This is a genomic window from Rheinheimera baltica DSM 14885, assembly GCF_000425345.1.
In the GTDB taxonomy this organism is placed as follows: domain Bacteria; phylum Pseudomonadota; class Gammaproteobacteria; order Enterobacterales; family Alteromonadaceae; genus Alishewanella; species Alishewanella baltica.
Window position 1 is genome coordinate 1 of the sequence record NZ_AUDG01000135.1, and the last position, 1,106, is coordinate 1,106.

Below are 1,106 nucleotides of genomic sequence, written 5' to 3' on the forward strand. Positions count from 1 at the left end.
GTCGCTAAATTTAGATGTTTTCATGCAGAATCTCCTGCGTTTATGTTACGAGAAAATTCTACTTTTGACGTCAGTTATTTTTAGGGTGTATTACCCTGCTCTTGTCTGATATAAAAAAGCTTGCGTTGCTGCACACGCTGACTGACGAAGACTTAAAATACTACCAAGGCTTCCAACACCTATCTCCTTTTACTCTTAGCCCTTCTCATAAATATGATAAAGAAATTGTAATTGAAGCCTATCAAGAAAAATTTCTGGTAATAAACTCAAAGATTTATGCGAGTGATGAGCTTGGTCTGTCATTTTTAAATAAAAAGCGTGGCGCTGAATTTCAGCTACCAGCAGAATTCAAAAACATTGAAGCTTACATAGCCCACCTATCTGATAATCTACATATTCTAAAAAAACACATTACAAAGCGAGAATTTTCAGTATTCGCAAATGAGTTATCTGTAAACGAATGTATAGGATTTCTGGAAGCATCGCAGAAAAAATATAATTTGCACTTTGATATCGGTAACAAATCAGCTTTACTTTTTAAATTAGCACTGCAGGATTATTCTGTAGCTGAAGTAATCAGCTTACTTTGGTCAGCATTCAAAACAGCATTAGCAAAGATTCAAGGACGTCAGCTGACTCGGGAGAATGCAGCATTGTCAGTGATACCAAATTTCGAACGTCTTTTACTTACGGCAAAAGAAGAAGGATGGAAGCTTACACATTACTGGCGGTTAAAAAGCATCCCTCAGTCTAAGCTTAGTAAAATCGTTTTTCAGGATGTTCTAGGATTGAAAAGTGACGGCTATAACTTTTCGAATAGCTGGTTGGGCGGTTTGCTAGATTCAAGATGAATTATTGTTAATTAATTTAAGTGGAAATTGGTTGGTGTAAAAGATCACCCTAAATTACCACCTGTTTCACTTTAAAAGGACCACTGGTTGCAATTTCTATAGGCCATAACTTTCACAATCAAGGACCATTGATTGCAGCATCATTCATTAATATCAAAGACTGCTTTGAGCGCAGGCTGTGTGAAAACTGCTGATCACCTTTTGGTCTAAGCAATAGATTTATATGATCAATTGTTCTTGATAAAGCAGTACAGT

The 1,106-nt window shown here is 36.3% G+C and carries 1 protein-coding gene; it reads left to right on the forward strand.

The window, feature by feature from the left end; all coding sequences use genetic code 11:
• The first annotated feature begins 101 nt into the window (after positions 1-101).
• Positions 102-851, forward strand: coding sequence for a hypothetical protein (locus H595_RS0119745; protein WP_027672674.1), 750 nt, complete (start codon positions 102-104; stop codon positions 849-851).
• Positions 852-1,106 lie beyond the last annotated feature (255 nt).